The following is a 13,552-nucleotide window of genomic DNA, read 5'->3' as shown; positions in this document are numbered from 1 at the left end:
GTGCGAATGACGCGGACAAGGCCTGCTCCACTGGAAGAAGAGATCGAAGGAAAGCGACTCATGAAATTCGATCCGACGATCAACACCGGCACCATCCTGCAAACCGTTGTGGTTGCTCTTTCGGCGGTCGCGCTCTTCTTCGGGCTCAAGGCAGAGAGCGCCCAAAACAAGGCAGAGCTCGAGCAGGTCAAGGCTGTTGCTGCGGTTGAGCGAGCGCAGACGACGCAAGCTCTTGCCGAGATCAAAGCCGAGATGAAGGAGCAGGGCAAGACGCTTGGCGACCTAAAGGAAGGGATTGCGATCTTGCGCGGCCGCGCGGCAGACACGGGGGTGAAGCGATGAACTTCGATCAAGCATTCGACCGCCTGCTCGGGCATGAGGGCGGCTACGTCAACGACCCGCGTGACCCGGGCGGCGAGACTAACTGGGGTATCACCGTTTCCGTTGCACGCGCCGAGGGCTACAGCGGCCCGATGCGCGACCTGCCGCGGGATACCGCGAAGGCGATCTACAAGGCGAAGTACTGGGCGCCGGTGCGCGCTGACGAACTGCCCGACAGCGTGCGCTTCGACGTCTTCGACGCAGCAGTAAATCACGGGGTGAGCCAGTCTTCGAAATGGCTGCAGCGCGCGGCCGGCGCGAACCCCGATGGTGTCATCGGCGCGCAGACCGTGGCAGCGGTCCGCTCGGCTGGCCCACTTATCGCCGCAGCCTTCAACGGCTATCGGCTGCAGTTCTACACCGACCTGAGCACGTGGCCGACCTTCGGCAAGGGCTGGACTCGGCGCGTGGCCTCCAACTTGCAGAATCTGAAGGGCTGACCATGGCTGCACTCATCGGGCTCGCTCCCGTCATCAGCGACATCCTCGACAAGTTCCTGCCTGACAAGACGCAGGCGGAGGCGGCCAAACTGGAGGTGTTCAAGGCCGCTCAGGCTCAGCAGCTGGCCGAGCTGAAGGCAATGTCGGACATCGCGGCCGCGCAGAGCGCGACGAACTCAGTAGAGGCGGCCAGCACGCGCTTGTTCGTGGCGGGCTGGCGGCCGTTCGTGGGCTGGATCTGCGGCTTCGCCGTCGGCTTCAAGTTCATCGGCGGCCCGATCCTGTTCATGGTGGCCCAGGCGCTGGGCCATCCTGTGACGCTGCCATCCATCGAAACCGAGGAACTTTGGCCGTTGCTGCTAGGCATGCTGGGCCTCGGCGGCCTGCGTACCGTGGAGAAGGTGAAGGGCGCGGCCTAATCGCCCTTCCTGGTCGCCACGTAGGTGATGCCGATCGCATTGATGAAGTCGTGCTTCACCACATTCCAGCCCAGCTCATCCAGCAAACCGAGGATGTAGTCCTCGCGGAAGGAAAGCTCCAGCCAGCCGTGATGCCTGATGCAGTAAATGGCTTGGCCTGAAGGGTTGATGCCCCAAGGATAGGGCAGTGCGTTGTTGATCGTCTCGCCGGCCAGGACCAGCCGGCCGCCAGGCTTGAGCACCCGCGGGATGGCCTTCAGCAGCCGGACATGATCCGCGCAGTGGTGGAAGCACTCGAAGAAGAGCACCGCGTCGAACTTTTCCTGGATGGTTTCCGCGTCGAAGAAGTTACCCACGCTCAGGTCGACATCGAGATCAAGCGCCCGAGCGCGCCGGCTCGCGATCTCCACGAAGTGCGGGGAGATGTCGATCCCCTTCACCTTGTAGCCGGACAGGCCGAGCTGCACTGTGGTGTTGCCCCAGCCGAACCCCATCTCCAGGACGCTCGACGCCGGCGGCAGGTTCATGGCCTGGATGACATGCCCAATTGCCATCAGCTGCGCGCCGATGGTCTTGGCATCCCCCGAGATGTAGGGCACCGGGCGCCTTGCGTACAGGTCGGCGTCGTACGCGGTCACCTCGTTGGAGGTGCCGTAGGCCCGATTCGCGATCTCCGAATAGGTGGACATGACCCAGGCAGCGTATTCGCTCGAGCGCGGGGCGGCGCTGATCGGCTTCAGGTCTACCCAGAAATCGTCGAGGAGGGCGGTGTACGCCGCGGGGTCTTCGTTGGCGAGTCGTTCCAGCTTTGCAACTTCGGTCTCGATCTCGGACGGTTGGATCCGGCGAGTGGTCCTGAAGGTCTGCAGTCGCTTGAACTCCTCGCTCTGGGTCAGGCTCTCACGGAAGGAGGCGAGAGTGTGCCCAGCGGACAGGTGCAGGGCAATCGCTTCCTCGCTCTCGGGCGGGCGCCTGAGCAGCTCGATGTAGCTGCTGATGAGCTGCTCGCGCTGTAGTGGCGCGCCGGGGTTGGCCTGCTCCTGCTCTGCAGCATTACCGCTCATGGAAACAAAAGTTTCTGGACCCCGCATCTGATCGCCTCCGAAATTTTGGTGGATGGTACATGGCTCGCCGCAGGCCCCCGGCACTACAAAACCGACCGCAAAATATTCCAGAAATTATTCCGGCCGGCTCCCGCCGGCTCCTGCCGGCCAGCGCCGGCGGCAGTCGCCTCGCCCGCGCGCCGGGCCAGAGGCACGCGGGCCTGTCGCAATGCGGCAAAACAAGCATTCCTTCGGTGGGGGGAAAATTGTCCAACTGGGCGCAAATCGTGCGCTCGACGCACTGTGCGCATGTCCAGTCCTCCAGCATCCATGCGGGTTCCCGGGGTGTGCGCCATCCGCATGTCGGACTCGAAATCAGGCGTACTAGCGATAGTACCGAGGGTTCGAATCCCTCCCTCCCTCCAAAAATGACGGCCTGATCTATGTAGAACGTGGATCAGGCCGTTTTCTTTTGGATCGACGGTCTGCCTGCAAGACTCTGCGTACTCCCAGGAAAGGATCCGCCATGAAGCGCCATCGCAGGTTGATTTCCAGCGCCGCTGCGGCGTTGGCGATCTTGTCGATCGCCGCCTGCTCGGTGCCGCAGGCGAAGGATGCCGCCGCGGCACCCACAGCGCCCGCAGCGTGTCGCCAGGACGCCGCAGCCGCCCTGACGGGCAAGAGCCGCATCAGCGACGCCGATGCCCGGCAGGCGACAGGCGCGTCCATCGTGCGCCAGATCCAGCCGGGACAGCCCGTGACGATGGACTATCGCCGCGAGCGCGTGACCATCGAGACGGACGCGGCCAGCGGCAAGATCGTCCGCGCCTACTGCGGATAGTCCGGCTCCTGCCGGTCTCAGCCGTTCGCCGCAGCGCCCGTGCCGGCCTGCGCCGAAGGGCGGGCGGTGGCGACCGTGCCTTCCTTGTCGAGCGAGCACCACGCGGCCTGAGGCTGAGCCTTGCCCGCTTCGAGCGAGCACCATGCGGCCGAGGTCCTGGTGGCCTCCGCCGAGCACCATGCGGCCGAGGTCCTGGTGGCCTCCGCCGAGCACCATGCGGCCGAGGTCCTGGTGGCCTCCGCCGAACACCATGCGGCCGAGGTCTTGGCGGCCTCCGCCGAACACCATGCGGCCGAGGTCTTGGCGGCCTCCGCCGAGCACCATGCGGCCGAGGTCCTGGTGGCCTCCGCCGAGCACCATGCGGCCGAGGTCCTGGTGGCCTCCGCCGAGCACCATGCGGCCGAGGCCTTGGTGGCCTCCGCCGAGCACCATGCAGCCGAGGTCTTGGTGGCCTCCGCCGAACACCATGCAGCCGAATCCTTCGCAGCCGCCGGCGTCGGCTCGCCGAACTCCTCGGCAAGCAGTCGCTGCATCTGCTGGAAGGCCGCCTCCAGCGCCTTCGCGTCGTCCTCGCCGCGCAGGCCGAGGTATGGGAAGTGATGCAGGAAATATCCGAAGGTGGCTTCGCAATCGGCGGCGTATTTCCTCGTGTCGAGGATGTGCATGTGCCAGAAGCGGTCGACGTCCTGTTCGGGCGCGAGGGTCAGCTCGGGGTGCTTCGCGTGCAGGATCAGGTAGCGCTTGTATGCCACTTCCATCTGGTCCGCGTAGCTTGCCGACCAGCCGTAGCCGTCCTCCTCGCGGGTGGCTTTGAACTTGATCGGCGTCAGGTCGAGCGCGTGGATCGCCGCGATCGTCTGTTCCAGCGGCTTGTTCTGGGTTGAATCGGTCATGAATGCTCCTGTGAAGTTTCGGGGAAGCCCGAGCGAACGTGCCCGGTAACGATTGCCGCGAAGGCGCGGCCTTCAGGCCAGCGCCGACGGGGCAAATTGGGTGCGCAGGTGACGCGCCATGAAATCGCGTGCCTCGTCGGCCGGCACAGGCTTGCACAGCCAGTAGCCCTGGGCTTCGTCGCATCCGTGGCTGTGCAGGTAGTTGAACTGGACGGGCGTCTCCACCCCTTCGGCCACCACCTTCATCCGCAGCCCGTGGGCCAGCGTGATGATTCCGTCGATGAGAGCGCGCGCGTCCGCGTCCTGCGAAAGGTCGTTGATGAAGGAGCGGTCGATCTTGACCGTGGAGAGCGGAAAGTGCTTCAGGTACGACAGCGACGAGTACCCCGTGCCGAAGTCGTCGATGGCCAGGCCTACGCCCATGTCGCGGATGGTCCGCAGCAGTTTTGCCGCGTGCTCGGGGTTCGCCATCATCGCGCTCTCGGTGATCTCCAGCTCGAGCAGCGAAGGATCGAGGCCCGACGACTCCAGGATGGCCTTGACGTCGGCCACCAGCGTGCGGCTCTCGAACTGGCGCGGCGACAGGTTGACGCTGGTTAGCACCTCCGGCAGGCCGTGCTTCTGCCATGCGAGCGCGTCGGCACAGGCTCTTTCCAGCGCCCACTTGCCCATCGACACGATCAGGCCGAGCTCCTCGGCGATCGGAATGAACTGCACCGGCGGGATCATGCCCAGCACCGGATGGCGCCAGCGCATCAGCGCCTCCACGCCGACGATGCGCTGCGTCTGCAGGTTCATCTTCGGCTGGTAGTGCATTTCCAGTTCGCCGCGCTCCAGGGCGTGGCGCAGGGCGCTTTCCAGCATGAGCTGCTCGGTGCTCTGTGCGTTCATCTTCGCCGCGTAGAAGCGGTAGGTGTTGCGGCCCTTTTCCTTGGCGCGGTACATGGCGGTGTCGGCGTTCTTCAGCAGCGTCTCGGCATCGCCGCCGTTCTCCGGGTAGATGCTCACGCCCACGCTGGCGCTCACATGCAGCTCGCGGCCCTCGATGATGAAGGGCTCGGCGCAGCGGTCCAGCACCTTCTCGGCCAGCACCGCGGCGTCGTTCGCGCTGTCGAGGTTTTCCATCAGCAGCACGAATTCGTCGCCGCCGAAGCGCGCCACCACGTCGCTGTCGTGCAGCAGCTTCCTCAGGCGCTTGCCGCAGGTCTTGATCATCTCGTCGCCCACGCCGTGGCCGAGCGTGTCGTTGATGTGCTTGAAGCGGTCCAGGTCGACGAACATCACGGCGAACTGCTTCTGCTGGCGGTTGCTGCGCCTGATGGCCCGGGCCAGCTCGTGCTGCAGCGCCGAGCGGTTGAGCAGCCCCGTCAGCTCGTCGTGGCTGGCCATGAAGCGCAGGGTCTTCTCGGCCTGCTTGCGCTGCCGGTACTGGACGATCTGCAGTGCGATGACGCGCAGCGACTCCAGCGTCTCGGCGTCCGCGACGTACGGACTGGCGCCGAAGAGTTCCAGCGCCGTGGTCGCCTCGGGCGCGACCATGGGTACCACCAGGCCGGTGGTCAGCCCCGCCTCGCGCGCCATCGCGTCGCGGGTGAAGTGGCTCGGCGATGCCTGCGTGTCGGTGCGCACGACGCTGCCGATTCCCCACGCGCGGCCCAGCGAGCCTTCGCCGGAGCGGTAGGTGAGCAGGCGGCTGGCCTCGACGAAGCCCCGCACCGCCGGGTCGTTGTCCACATGCCAGGCCACGGCGCAATGTGCCAGGCCGTCCTCGCCGACGCTCCACAGCGCGCCGCAGTCCCAGCGCAGGTCGGTGCATATCGCTTCAAGGGCCAGCGCGATCACCGTCTCGGTCCTGCCGTCACCGGCCAGCAGGCGCGCGATCTTGTATTCGAGCTTCTGGCGCAGTGCATCCTTGCGCGGCCGCGTGGCGTCGCGCACCGTGCCGCGCACCAGCCTCCTGCCCGCGTCTTCGCCCGACTGCGCGATGACATGCAGCCAGCGTTCGGTGCCGTCGGGCAGGCAGAGCCTGTGCTCGAACTCGCTGCGCTCGGTGGACTGGGACGCCAGCGCGATCTGCCGCTCGACCGTGCCGCGCTCCATGTTCGGCACGCGCGAGAGCAGGGCGTGCAGGTCCAGCGGCAAGGGGTCGTCGGCAAAGCCCAGGATGCGCCGCGCCTCCTCGGAGCATTGCAGCGCGCCGGTTTCGGGGTCGAGCGTCCAGCTGCCCAGGCTGGCCAGGTGCTGCGCGTCCTCGAGCTGCCGCTCGCTCGCGCGCAGGTGGCTGGTCATCTCGTCCGCCAGGACCTGGGCCCGGCTGCCCGTGGTGGCCAGCGACAGCATGATGCCGGCCAGCAGCGTGCTGGTGGCGAGGCCGCCAACGAACACGAGCCACGGTATGGTCTTGTCCAGCGGGCCGAGGATCTGGCTCTCGTCCTGCTTCACCTCGACCACCCAGGAGCGGCCGCCCAGCTCGAAGCCGAGCGTGCGCTCCAGGCTGTTCGCGGGTTCGGCAACGGGCTTGGCGAGGGCGGCGCTGTCGAACAGCAACTGCCGGTCGCTGAACGCGATCGGCGTCACGAACCTGGTTTCGATGCGCGTTCCGATCGGTCCCCGGCCCGGACCGGCGTCGGCCAGACGCAGGCGCAGCGTCTTCGCGGCCTCGATGCTGATCACGTCGCGCAGCATGCCCGTGATGCTGAAGCCCGCGCCCACCGAGCCCATGTAGGCCTGGCGCCGCTGCTCCAGCGTATCGACCGGCATCTTCGGGCGGTACACCGGCAGCCGCATCGCCAGCCCGACGTCCGAGCCGCGGCCCGCGATGCGGATCTTGCGGCCGGAGGTGACGAGCCCGCCGGTGTCACGCCCCTGTTCGAGTGCGTCGCCGCGGTCGGGCATGGCGCCCAGGTCATTGCCCAGCAGTTTCTCGTTGCCCGCCAGAGGCTCGATGAAGGCCAGCGGGTAATAGATATCCCGCGTGCCGCCCGGCTTGATGGCGAAGCCGGAGCTGACGGCCGCGTCGAGGCTGTCGTCGCCGCGAACCTGCTCCTCGAAGAGCTGCTTGTCCTCCGGCATGACGCGAGGCGCGTAGTTGACTGCCTGGAAGCCGGGGTAGGCGCTCGGCAGGTTCAGGCCCGAGACGTAGTCCCGGAAGTCGCTGCGGGTCACTCCCTCCGAGGTATTGAAGCGCGCGCGCAGGCCGATCAGGACGGCGATGTAGTCGTCGAACCGGCTTTCGACCTTCCGCGCCAGATCGAGGGCGGTAGCGTCGAAGCGCGTCCGCGCGCTGCGCCCGATTTCCTGATGGGCATAAATTCCGAGGGCGATCGACAGCGCCGTGCCGAGTATGAAGATCACAACCGGCAGGCGAATCCTGGCCCAGATGGACAAAGACATGGTTCGATCCTGTCGCTAGTGCAAGCCGGATGGCTCCGAGTGCCCCACAGTGTGGCACGGGAGCGGACGCAACGGTTTCAATTGGGAACAATTCACTCGTAATTCTGTAATGTTGGGTAAGGAGTTCTTAATTGTTAATTCTTAAGAATTAAATTTTTCTGGCGCCAAAGCTTTTGACCCGGGTCAAAAGACCGCTCCTGGGTACCTCGGAAAGCGGCCTCCTGCCTGGAATGCCTGCGACGGCACCGCAACGGCGCGACGAAGCACCCGCCCGGCCTTCAATGGTCGGAGGTGCTGTATTTCGGTCTGTGGAACCGTGCCGAATTCGAGGCGAACAAAGGATCGGCAGTAGCAGCCGGCGGGCAGGCTTCAGGCGGCCGCGGATCGGCGCGTCACCGTGCCCGGGAATTCCTCCACCGACGCGAGCAGCGGCGTCGCCTTCAGGCACAGGATCCGCGCCTCGCGGCCATCGCGTGCCCGCTCGAGGCAGAGCGCGACAGCATGGGCGTCGTCGGGCTGCAGCCGCCAGAACTGCCAGCCGGTGGCGTCGTCGTCCTCCAGGGCGTGCCCGAATCCGATGGCCTGGCTGCCGCTTCCGTCCAGGTCGAAGGAAAAGCGGTCCAGCGGAATCGAAAGGCCCATGCCGCGCGCCTTGATGTAGCTTTCCTTGAGCGTCCACAGATCCCAGAAGCGCGACGGCTGCTGGGCGGCCGGAAGCTGCTGCAGCGCCTGCGCCTCCTTCGCCGAGAAGAAATGCCCGGCGACCTCCAGCGGCGCGTTCCTTGCCGTGTGCTCGACGTCCACGCCCACTTCGCGCTCCACCGCCAGCGCTGCCACCACGAGCGACGCGCTGTGCGAAATGTTGAAGCGGATGCGCTGCGCCTGCGGCAGCGCATTGGCGATCCGCGGGCGACCGTATTCGTTGTTCTCGAAGCGCCAGTCCGCTGGAGCGACCTGGGGAACGTAGCGCGAGAGCAGAGAGCGGATCAGCCCTCGTGTCATCAGATGGCGGCGCCTGTCCCGGGCGAAATGAAAACGCCCGTGCTTCTCCCGCTCCTCGGTCGTCAGGAGGGCCATGATGGCCGCGTCGCCGGCGGGGTCGTCCTGTTCAGGCACGTACAGGTGCCAGAGGTGGACCTGGTGCGCATCGATCTGCAATTGCATGCGCAGGATTCTGGCCTGCCCCGGCGGCGTCCGGCCCGCGCCCGATTCAGCCCGGCTTAAGTTTGCAGTTCCATACTGGAGTCGACGGTCCGCTGGCGTTGGTAGAGGTTGCCACTGGCACCCGCGCCGCTTGATGCGGGCGGTTCCTCGAGGCCGGCGATCGTCACGTCTTCCTTGCCGCCTGCGCTAAGCGCGGGCGGCTTCCCCCAGCCAGTTCGGCTCGTTGGACGTATCCGGAAAGCCCGAGTCGTCCACGGTCCCGGTGCCAGCCATCGGCTGCACGGCCGCGTGCCGCAGCTCGTAGCCCCGGCCGTACACCGAGTGCAGCACGAACTCGTTCGCCTTGTGCAGCGAGAGCTTGCGGCGGATGTTCGCCACGCAGCAGTCGAGCACCCGGCTCTTGCGCTCGACGCGCGAATCCGGCCACAGCGAACCCAGCAGCCAATCGCGCTCCAGCAGCTGTCCGGCGTTGCGGAACAGCAGCAGCGCCAGTTCGAACTCGCGCGGCTTCAGGCGGATTTCCTCGCCCTTGCGCACCACCACCTTGCGGTTGCCGATGAAGCGGTAGTCGCCGAACAGCGCGCTCGTCGCCTGCGGATGCAGCAGCGTGTCGTTGCGCCGCAGCGCCTCGCGAACGCGCAGTTCCACCTCGAAATCGTCGACCGGCAGCACCGCGAAATCGATGCCCGGGCCCTTCGACTCGGGCTCGGCGGCCGACAGCACCTCGGCCAGCAGCTCGCGCTGCAGCGCATTGGCGACCAGGAAGATCGGCACCCGCAGCGCCTGGCACATCGAGGTCAGCACCGGCCACGCGCCTTCGTCCTTCAGCACCACCAGCAACAGGTCGAAGTGGTTGGTGCCGTGCGTCGCCGCATGCAGGAAGTCGGCGCTGTTGTCGAATGAAACCGGCGTGCAGCCCATCAGGCGCAGCTTCTGGCCCCACGCGCGCGTCTGGGCTTCGTCGCAACCCACCATGGCCACCTGCCGCGCGTCGCCGCGAGCATCGTTGTTCATGTCGAAAGCTTCCATGTGTTGGTGGCGGCGGTGGGTGATGAGGGTTGCCCGCGTTCAGCGCTCGCCGGCGCGTGGCAGCTTCCAGCCGATGCCGGCGTTGAATCCCCAGTCCCGCCCCGCGCTGGCGAGGGTCATGCCCCAGGCAGTCCGCCCGTCATCCGAAAGAGTCCTGAAGCCCAGGCTCACCGCCGTGTAGCCCCTGTAGCTGCCGAAGGCGAGGCCCACGGTCTTCTCGCCAGGCTGGAGGGCGGGCACGTAGGCGGCCGTCATCGCCACGGCCATGGCGGTGCCCGAATAAGCGACGCGCTCAACGTCGCGCAGCACCGCGCCCGTCTGGCTCAGCTGGCCGACGTTGACCGCGTCTGCCGGCTGCACGCCCGGCGCCAGGTTGGAGATCGCCGCGCCCCCGGCAGCGCCCGCCGTGCCGTGCCCGGCGGCGGCGCACAGCCACAGCGCGACCAGCAGCGCCGCCCGCACGCGCTCAGCCCGCCGCGAGGCGGTTGCCCGAGCCCGCCTGCGTCTTGCGCACGCCGTCCGGTCCGTAGAACAGCTGCGCACTGGCCTGCAGGAAGTGCAGTGCCTGTTGGGTGAAATCGAGATGCGCGTAGACCATCGAGCCGTTGCGCAGGTTGTGGCCGCGCGCCTGCCCGGCCAGCTCCAGCAGTTCCTCCCAGGCCTGCCGCGCCTGCGGGCCGGCAGCGGCGGCGGCCGCATCGGCGCCCTCGCGGCCGGGCCCGAAGCCCAGTGCCGCCTGCAGCGCCTCGCGCTGCGCGTCGAGTTCGGCCATGCGGTCCAGCAGCACGGTCTTTTCCGCGGCGATGGCCGCCAGGTCGGTGAAGCTGCCGCCCGACATGGCCTCGGCCTCGCGGTCGAGCACCGATACGAATTCCTCGATGCAGGCGGCCTCGGTGCGCAGGTGGGCCAGCAGGTCGGACTGCTGCTTTCTCATTCGCCTTCGCCCTTCTTCACGTCCTGGCCGTTGCCCGCGGGCGCATCGGGCGCGCCGGGCGTGAGCAGGTCGCGCACGCTGGCCAGCAGGCCGTCGGCGATGCGTTCGGGGCGGATCTGGTAGCGCCCCGCGCGGATGTCCTCGCGGATCGCCGCCACGCGGGCCGCGTCGAAATCGCTGGCGGCGCCCGCGGCGCTGGGCAGCGAGTGGACGTGCGCCGACGAGGCCGGTGCCGCCGCCTTCGCGGTGCGCTGGGCGGCGTCGGCGCCGGCCGAAGCGGTCGTGCCTGCCGTACCGGCGGTGGCTGGCGTCGTTCGGTGAAGGGGCGTGGCCGAGGGGGCGGGTTGATCGATTTTCAAGGTGATTCCTCAGGGGCTGACCCGTATATCGGCAGCCCGCGCAAGAACTTTAGGAATAGCGTGCATGGCGGTTTTTGTGCGGCGCGTCATTGCGCCAGCCGGATCTGCCCCTCTTCGTCCGCCACGCCGCTGACCAGCCGGCCGTCCAGCGTCCTGGCCTGTACCACGGCGCCTGCAGCCGCTCCGGTCATGGCCTTGGCCTCGGTGCTGATGACGAAGCCCTGGCCCTGCGCCACCACCTTCACCGCCTGCCCCTGCTGGATGACGGTGACGCCGCGCAGCAGCTCCTTGCGCAGCGGCGCGCCGGGCGCCACGCGGTTGGCCGTGACCACGCCGGCGAGCTCGGCCGCGCTGGTGACGATGGAGCGCGGCAGTCGCGTGAGGTCGCCGGTGCGCTCCGCGACGTCGCCCGCGCCCAGCGGCCGGCCCGCGTCGATCGCGCGCGCGGCCACGAAATAGCTGCCTTCCACCGACACGTGCGCCTGCACGAAGCGCGTCCAGGGCCGCTGCGCCTGGCAGCGAACGCCCACCGAGACGCGGCCCCATGGCTTCGCGCCCGGCGGCAGGAAGGCCTCGGGCGCGTCGCATGCGGGCAGGGCCGAGGTGCCGCGGCCTTCCAGGCTGATCGTCACCTTGCCAGGCAGCCCGGCCGATTGCGCCTGCAGGTATTTCTCGATGACCGTGTCGGCGGAAGCAGCGCCTTCGGCTGCGCCTGCTGCGCTGGCCGCGCAGCAGCACGACAGCGCCAATGCCGCTGCGGGCAGCACGGTGCGCAGTGCGTGGTCGCGAAGCTCGGCAAGCGTTGGAAGGGTCATCGGATATGTGTGGGTGGTGGCTTCGGCGGCGGTGCGTCACACAGGAGCAACGCATGCCGCCGCACGGAAATTCTAGAAATCCGCGCGGCTATCGAAGTTGCGAGCAGCAGGCGAAAACCCCCTTTGTTCGGGCGATTGCAAAAGCGGCTCGTGCATAGACTCGCTTTCCATCTGTCGCTGCGCCCCGCGCACTGGCGACGCCTCAACGGATGGAACAAACATGCTCGACAAGCTGGATGCGGCGCTTCGCTTCAACCGCGAAGCCCTCAACCTCCGCGCGGAACGCCAGGAGGTTCTCGCGGCCAACATCGCCCATGCGGACACGCCCAACTACAAGGCGCGCGACTTCGACTTCAGCGCACGCCTGAGCGACGCCGTGGAGCGCGGCCGCGCGTCGCAGTCGATGTCGCTGGCCACCACCTCGTCGCGCCATCTCGCGGGACAGGCGCAGGCCATGCCCGACAAGGACCTGCTCTACCGCGTGCCCAACCAGTCCAGCCTCGACGGCAACACCGTCGAGATGGACGTCGAGCGCATCGCCTTCGCCGACAACGCGCTGCGCTACGAATCGAACCTCACCGTCATCAACGCGAAGATCAAGTCGCTGCTCTCTGCGGTGCAGCAGTAAGCAGCCAGAGCCCGTTCCATGCCCTTCAACAGCACCTCCATGAACATCTTCAACGTGGCCGGCTCGGCCCTGACCGCGCAGTCGCAGCGCATGAACGTGACCGCGAGCAACATGGCCAACGCCGAGAGCGTGGCCGGCCCCGACGGCATGCCCTACCGCGCGAAGCAGGTCGTGTTCCAGGTCGCTCCCTCGTCGCACGGCGCCGGGGACATCGGCGGCGTCAAGGTGGCCGGCGTGGTGGAAGACCCGTCCCCGCCGAAGCTCGTGTTCGACCCGAAGAGCCCGCACGCCAACGCCGAAGGCTACGTGGCGATGCCCAACGTCAACGTGGTCGAGGAGATGACCAACATGATCTCCGCCTCGCGCAGCTACCAGGCCAACGTCGAAGTGCTCAACACCGCCAAGACGCTGATGGTCAAGACGCTGACCCTCGGCCAGTAACTCCCCAAGTCCCGCAAGACGCACAAGAAAGAACAGGCACGAACGCGCCATGGCCATTTCCGATACCTCGTCCATCACCGGACAGAACGCCGCCTCCGCGGTTGGCGGCAACAGCAGCACCTCCAACGTCGACAGCGAGCAGCGCTTCCTGAAGCTGCTGGTCACGCAGCTGAACAACCAGGACCCGCTCAACCCGATGCAGAACGCCGAGCTCACCTCGCAGCTGGCGCAGATGAGTACCGTCAGCGGCATCGAGAAGCTCAACAGCACGCTCTCGGGCCTGGTGAACCAGACCAGCTCCAACCAGCTGCTGCAGGCCACTTCGCTGATCGGCTACAACGTGCTGTCGCCGGGCGATTCGCTCACCACCAAGGAGCCCGAGGCAGGCAAGGAGCCCGCGTCGCAGGCCTTCGCCGTCGAACTGCCGGGCACGGCCTCCGACGTCGACATCAAGATCGTCGATTCCACCGGCAAGGTCGTGCGCACCATCAACGCCGGCTCCATGACCGAAGGCGTCAACGCCGTCACCTGGGATGGCAAGGACGACACGGGCGCCGTGGTGCCCGCGGGCGCCTACCGCTTCACCGTAGACGCAAGCAACAGCGGAACCACCGTGAAGGCCACGGCGCTCACTTTCTCGCAGGTGGCGGCGGTCAAGCAGGGCGCTGCCGGCGTCACGCTCGAACTGATGACGGGCAGCAACATCAGCCTGTCCGACGTGCGCCTGTTCCTCTGAGCGTCTTCTTTCCCTTCCTCTTCGCATCCAACGCAA

Annotated in this window: 16 protein-coding genes; 7 read left to right on the top strand and 9 right to left on the bottom strand. The window is 67.1% G+C overall.

Features of this window, described 5'->3' with window-relative positions; all coding sequences use genetic code 11:
- Positions 1 to 60: 60 nt before the first annotated feature.
- The 3 genes from ABL838_RS24070 to ABL838_RS24060 are packed head-to-tail and all read left to right on the top strand — an operon-like array spanning position 61 to position 1,240.
- On the top strand, positions 61 to 342 hold the full coding sequence (locus tag ABL838_RS24070; protein ID WP_418122241.1) for a hypothetical protein: 282 nt from the start codon (positions 61 to 63) through the stop codon (positions 340 to 342).
- A complete protein-coding gene (locus tag ABL838_RS24065; RefSeq protein ID WP_418122240.1) occupies positions 339 to 821 on the top strand; it encodes a glycoside hydrolase family 108 protein in 483 nt (160 codons plus the stop codon). Before ABL838_RS24070 ends, ABL838_RS24065 begins: the two co-directional genes overlap by 4 nt.
- 2 nt (positions 822 to 823) lie before the next feature.
- On the top strand, positions 824 to 1,240 hold the full coding sequence (locus tag ABL838_RS24060; protein WP_418122238.1) for a 3TM-type holin: 417 nt from the start codon (positions 824 to 826) through the stop codon (positions 1,238 to 1,240).
- Here ABL838_RS24060 and ABL838_RS24055 read toward each other — a convergent pair.
- Positions 1,237 to 2,304 carry a class I SAM-dependent methyltransferase gene (locus ABL838_RS24055; protein WP_418122236.1) on the bottom strand — a complete coding sequence of 356 codons (1,068 nt, stop codon included), beginning with the start codon at positions 2,302 to 2,304 and terminating at the stop codon, positions 1,237 to 1,239. The two genes, ABL838_RS24060 and ABL838_RS24055, sit on opposite strands and share 4 nt — an antisense overlap.
- Before the next feature lie 505 nt (positions 2,305 to 2,809).
- On the opposite strand from ABL838_RS24055, the gene ABL838_RS24050 reads away from it, so the two are divergent.
- The gene (locus ABL838_RS24050; RefSeq protein WP_418122235.1) at positions 2,810 to 3,124 is read left to right on the top strand and encodes an I78 family peptidase inhibitor; all 315 of its coding nucleotides are present in this window, start codon (positions 2,810 to 2,812) and stop codon (positions 3,122 to 3,124) included.
- Between the two features lie 17 nt (positions 3,125 to 3,141).
- Here the strand turns inward: ABL838_RS24050 and ABL838_RS24045 are convergent, their stop codons facing one another.
- The 8 genes from ABL838_RS24045 to flgA form a co-directional block, all read right to left on the bottom strand.
- The gene (locus ABL838_RS24045) at positions 3,142 to 4,017 is read right to left on the bottom strand and encodes a hypothetical protein (RefSeq protein WP_418122234.1); all 876 of its coding nucleotides are present in this window, start codon (positions 4,015 to 4,017) and stop codon (positions 3,142 to 3,144) included.
- A gap of 72 nt (positions 4,018 to 4,089) precedes the next feature.
- Positions 4,090 to 7,410 (bottom strand): EAL domain-containing protein, encoded by a 3,321-nt coding sequence (locus ABL838_RS24040; RefSeq protein WP_418122233.1) that lies wholly within the window; start codon positions 7,408 to 7,410, stop codon positions 4,090 to 4,092.
- A 369-nt stretch (positions 7,411 to 7,779) separates the two neighbouring features.
- The gene (locus ABL838_RS24035; RefSeq protein ID WP_126023276.1) at positions 7,780 to 8,574 is read right to left on the bottom strand and encodes a 4'-phosphopantetheinyl transferase family protein; all 795 of its coding nucleotides are present in this window, start codon (positions 8,572 to 8,574) and stop codon (positions 7,780 to 7,782) included.
- Positions 8,575 to 8,760: 186 nt separating this feature from the next.
- Positions 8,761 to 9,588 (bottom strand): winged helix-turn-helix transcriptional regulator, encoded by an 828-nt coding sequence (locus ABL838_RS24030; RefSeq protein WP_126023277.1) that lies wholly within the window; start codon positions 9,586 to 9,588, stop codon positions 8,761 to 8,763.
- A gap of 54 nt (positions 9,589 to 9,642) precedes the next feature.
- Entirely contained in the window at positions 9,643 to 10,065 is a 423-nt protein-coding gene (locus ABL838_RS24025; RefSeq protein ID WP_418122232.1) for a YadA-like family protein, read from the bottom strand.
- A 4-nt stretch (positions 10,066 to 10,069) separates the two neighbouring features.
- A complete protein-coding gene (locus ABL838_RS24020; protein ID WP_184641051.1) occupies positions 10,070 to 10,537 on the bottom strand; it encodes a flagella synthesis protein FlgN in 468 nt (155 codons plus the stop codon).
- Positions 10,534 to 10,896 (bottom strand): flagellar biosynthesis anti-sigma factor FlgM, encoded by a 363-nt coding sequence (gene flgM, locus ABL838_RS24015; RefSeq protein WP_418122231.1) that lies wholly within the window; start codon positions 10,894 to 10,896, stop codon positions 10,534 to 10,536. Before flgM ends, ABL838_RS24020 begins: the two co-directional genes overlap by 4 nt.
- Before the next feature lie 86 nt (positions 10,897 to 10,982).
- Complete coding sequence (gene flgA / locus ABL838_RS24010) at positions 10,983 to 11,711, bottom strand: flagellar basal body P-ring formation chaperone FlgA (RefSeq protein ID WP_418122230.1); 729 nt, start codon at positions 11,709 to 11,711, stop codon at positions 10,983 to 10,985.
- 220 nt (positions 11,712 to 11,931) lie between these two features.
- Here flgA and flgB point away from each other — a divergent pair, with 220 nt between their 5' ends.
- From flgB to ABL838_RS23995, 3 genes are read left to right on the top strand one after another with little or no spacing between them, the layout of a single operon-like run.
- The gene (gene flgB / locus ABL838_RS24005; protein ID WP_126023282.1) at positions 11,932 to 12,339 is read left to right on the top strand and encodes a flagellar basal body rod protein FlgB; all 408 of its coding nucleotides are present in this window, start codon (positions 11,932 to 11,934) and stop codon (positions 12,337 to 12,339) included.
- A gap of 18 nt (positions 12,340 to 12,357) precedes the next feature.
- Entirely contained in the window at positions 12,358 to 12,780 is a 423-nt protein-coding gene (gene flgC / locus ABL838_RS24000) for a flagellar basal body rod protein FlgC (RefSeq protein ID WP_369661077.1), read from the top strand.
- 49 nt (positions 12,781 to 12,829) lie between these two features.
- Positions 12,830 to 13,516: a flagellar hook assembly protein FlgD gene (locus tag ABL838_RS23995; protein ID WP_126023284.1), complete on the top strand. Its 687-nt coding sequence runs from the start codon at positions 12,830 to 12,832 to the stop codon at positions 13,514 to 13,516.
- Positions 13,517 to 13,552: the final 36 nt, after the last annotated feature.

Origin of the sequence: Variovorax sp. 160MFSha2.1, assembly GCF_048305075.1 — a bacterium.
Taxonomy (GTDB): domain Bacteria; phylum Pseudomonadota; class Gammaproteobacteria; order Burkholderiales; family Burkholderiaceae_C; genus Variovorax; species Variovorax guangxiensis.
Note: the sequence above shows the minus strand (reverse complement) of the source record. Positions and strands in the feature narration are given on the sequence as shown.